The sequence below is a fragment of the Enhygromyxa salina genome, assembly GCF_000737335.2.
GTDB classification, from domain to species: Bacteria; Myxococcota_A; Polyangia; order Nannocystales; family Nannocystaceae; genus Plesiocystis; species Plesiocystis salina_C.
Genome location: NZ_JMCC02000235.1, coordinates 1 through 3216 on the forward strand (window position 1 = coordinate 1; position 3216 = coordinate 3216).

5 protein-coding genes are annotated in these 3216 nt (G+C 62.2%); 4 read left to right on the forward strand and 1 reads right to left on the reverse strand.

Features of this window, described 5'->3' with window-relative positions:
• Together DB30_RS40450 and DB30_RS40455 are read left to right on the forward strand one after the other, a co-directional pair.
• Positions 1 to 431: baseplate J/gp47 family protein (locus DB30_RS40450; RefSeq protein WP_205633200.1), on the forward strand; the 431-nt coding region annotated here is incomplete at its 5' end.
• A gap of 459 nt (positions 432 to 890) precedes the next feature.
• Positions 891 to 1685, forward strand: coding sequence for a baseplate J/gp47 family protein (locus tag DB30_RS40455; protein ID WP_146662910.1), 795 nt, complete (start codon positions 891 to 893; stop codon positions 1683 to 1685).
• A 2-nt stretch (positions 1686 to 1687) separates the two neighbouring features.
• Here the strand turns inward: DB30_RS40455 and DB30_RS40460 are convergent, their stop codons facing one another.
• Positions 1688 to 2278: a hypothetical protein gene (locus DB30_RS40460; protein ID WP_052559447.1), complete on the reverse strand. Its 591-nt coding sequence runs from the start codon at positions 2276 to 2278 to the stop codon at positions 1688 to 1690.
• Between the two features lie 179 nt (positions 2279 to 2457).
• Between DB30_RS40460 and DB30_RS40465 the strand changes: the two genes are divergently transcribed.
• Positions 2458 to 2904 carry an SDR family oxidoreductase gene (locus DB30_RS40465; protein WP_165704183.1) on the forward strand — a complete coding sequence of 149 codons (447 nt, stop codon included), beginning with the start codon at positions 2458 to 2460 and terminating at the stop codon, positions 2902 to 2904.
• A 107-nt stretch (positions 2905 to 3011) separates the two neighbouring features.
• Positions 3012 to 3216: hypothetical protein (locus DB30_RS42085; RefSeq protein WP_205633201.1), on the forward strand; the 205-nt coding region annotated here is incomplete at its 3' end.

Consider the following 3216-nt stretch of genomic DNA (forward strand, 5'->3'; position numbering starts at 1 on the left):
CCACCCCAGCTGACGAGATCTACGTCATCCGCCACGACGCCGACCACCAAACCCAGTTCGGCGACGGCGAGCTCGGCAAGCGGCTCCCGAGCGGCTCCAACAACATCGTCGCCACCTACCGTTTCGGCACCGGCGGCAACGTCGAGGCCAACACGATCACCAAGCTGGTCCGCCCGATCGCCGGCGTGACCAAGGTCTCCAACCCCATCGCAGCCAGCGGCGGCGAAGACCCGCCCACCGAAGAGCAAGCCCGCGAGCAGGCAATTCAGAGCCTGCGCGTGCTCGGCCGCCTCGTCTCGCTCGCCGACTTCGAGGTCGAGGCGACCCACTACGGCGGCGTGGTCAAGGCGAAGGCACGATGGGAATGGGACGAAACGGTGAAGACGCGGTCGGCGGATAAGACATCCAATGTGTGGTCGCAGGATGCGTGAACATCGCGCCACCCCACGCTTGGCGTGCTCGTCGGCCGGCGAGGCCTTTGACACTTCAGGGATATATCTGACAGGATCGAACTGACTCGGCGTCGACAGCGGCGGCGGTCGTGCTGTTGCACCTAAACGAGCACAGGGTCGAACACCGTTCCATCGGGCCCACGGGACCCAACACCCCGCGTTGGGAAGTAGAGTTTCTCCGTGCGGAGGCCGTCAACCAGCCGAGCTCGGAAGCTGTGGTTCGTCTGTGGTCTGTGCTTGACCGCAGGCTGCGGCCCAGTTTCGGAGGAGATCGCTGGATCCATCCTCACCGTCGTCCCGGTGGCCTATGTCGTCTGCTTGATGCTGGTGATCAGGCTTGCCAAGAGGTGGGCCACGCGAGTATCGGAAGCCGACGTCGATTGGCTTCGACCATGGCAAGCTGCGGGCGCCTCGGCGTTCTGCCTGCTCGGCGTGGTAGTGGCGGAGCCCGGGATCGTGGCGCTGGCGCTGTGGACCGTCACAGGGATGCTCGCTGCCTGCGCTTGCCTGTTGGCACGCTTCGGGGTGGCGTTGCGAGCGAGCGAGTTGATCCGCTGGTCCGCCGTCGTAGCGGCGTTCGTCACGTCCGGGGCCGAACCCGAGACCATGCAGCGGGCGAAGTTTCTCGCGCCCGTGGCCTTTCGGCACGATACACTCAGCGCGGTCACGCCGGCCGACTATGAGCGGCTCGCCGAGCGGCTCGAGTGGGTGCAGCGCGCCAACGCGAGCTTTCGTTGGACCGGGAGCTGGTTGACCGTGTTTGTGGCGGCGGATCCAAAGGGTGCCTTTACGATGACCGCGGATCAACACGCGGAGCTCGAGGACACAATGGACTGCGTGCACCAGGTCGGGCGCGACGTGCATGTGCTGGAGTCGCCCGATTATATCGACCTGGACCTGTGGATCGAGGTCTGCCTGCGCGGTGGCTTCTATGCAGGGCAGGTCGAAGCGGCCGTGCTCGCGGCCCTGACCGGGCGCGGTGGGTTCTTTGCGCCGGATAATTTTACGTTCGGAACGCCGCTGCGCCGCAGCTCGCTGGAGGCGGCGATCCAGCGGATCCCGGGCGTGCGGGCGGTGGAGAACATCGACCTGCGCGCCCGGGAGAAGACCGGGCGGCGGAAATTTAGCGAGGGGCTGTTCGAGCTTGGGAGTGGGCAGATCTTGCGGGTGGTGAACGACCCCCGCTGGCCGGAGCGGGGGACCGTGGTGGTTCGTGTGCGGGAGGTGGTTTGATGCTAGGGCTCGCCGCAGCAGCAGCGGTAGTAGCCAGCGGCCAGAACCGTGGGGTCTGTACATGGACTGCTTTGTCCCGCCCCAATGAACATTTCACAAATGTTGAGTGAGCCATACGGATAAAATGTTGCTCCCCCGCCACATCCTTGTGCAATACACAATTTGCCCTCCCCGGCGCAAACGTCATTGCAACTCACTGGAGGGTCCTCCGTGTGGATACATTCGCTGAGGGTCGGCTCGCAGACACTCTCGCTGCAACCGCCGATGTCGTTCTTGATTTCGCAGATATGACCGCACATTCCACAGTTTTCAGGATCGCTCGTTGGGTCGACGCAAAACCCATCGCAAAGTAGTTCATTTGGCTCGCAGCTGTCGCCATCACCATCGCCCGAGTCGCCATCGCCCGAGTCGCCGTCGCCGTCGCCGTCGCCCGAGTCGCCATCGCCATCTCCCGAGTCGCCATCGCCATCGCCGTCGCCCGAGTCGCCATCGCCATCGCCCGAGTCGCCATCGCCGTCGCCCGACGAGGTCGTTCCTCCGTCGACTACACAGACACCTCCCTCACAAACGAGATCGCCGAGACATTCACCCATGCTGCATTCACAATTGATGGACCCGGGGGCACAGTCGACATCAGAGTCCGAGCTTCCGTCCGGGGCGCAACTTGCAGTGGCGAGGGCAAGTACCGTCCACAACAACCGAGTGTATCCGCCGTCCATTTGGCTCAACGCTACCACGCCGAGTCTTTGAGAGACAGCACAGGAGTCGACACATGCTAGATTTTTCAGTGATCTTCAATACAGTCACAGGAGCGCTCGACTATCGCACGCGTGACGGTGCTCACACTCTAAGTGCGCAATTCGTTGGCACCGGGGCGAGCGTCAATGTCTTGGCTGCTCGACCTGTGACATCCCAGAAACCATCGGCCGTGCCACAATTTGGTGCACAAAGCGAAGTCTTCGAGGGCGCCCTTGTGTCGTCGCAGCAGGCGGAGTGGAGTGTGCACGATGTCTTCAGCGTCGACTTTGGGATTCTACTAGAGAATTCGAATCTCATCGAGGGCTTTCGTGCTTTTGTACAACATCAGGATGGGCTGAACGCCGCAGTCGTAGGGGAAGTAGTCGACGGTGGGCTAGGCTACGCGACTGGTGGTTTCGTTGATGCTCTCGTTGACGGTGTCTCCGGAACATCGGTCGATCTCGGCGTGATGTCGTCGTAGCTGGTCTCGATAGGCTGGAGGACCAAGCGTATTTCTACAGCGGAGACACTGCTGACATTTACCTCGACGGACTATACCCGAATGTGGGAGTGGGAGATGTTGTCATCGTGGAGAACGGCGATGTGATAATGGCGTCGTATGTAACGTCAGCAACCGTCGATGGGAGGGTGTTCGGAGAAGCTCTAGTCCCGGTCTCACTGATCACTATCGGGTCCGCATCCTTGCTTGGGGACCCCCCTCAGAAGTCGTCCATCCGCGTATGGTTCGACGCCCGTAAGGCCGGCACCATCGAGCGGATCCCAACCCTCACGG

Excerpts from the sequence above, each read along its gene's own strand:
- DB30_RS40460 (WP_052559447.1), bottom strand. The coding sequence starts at position 2,278 with ATGGGTGAATGTCTCGGCGATCTCGTTTGTGAGGGAGGTGTCTGTGTA.
- DB30_RS40465 (WP_165704183.1), top strand. The coding sequence starts at position 2,458 with ATGCTAGATTTTTCAGTGATCTTCAATACAGTCACAGGAGCGCTCGAC.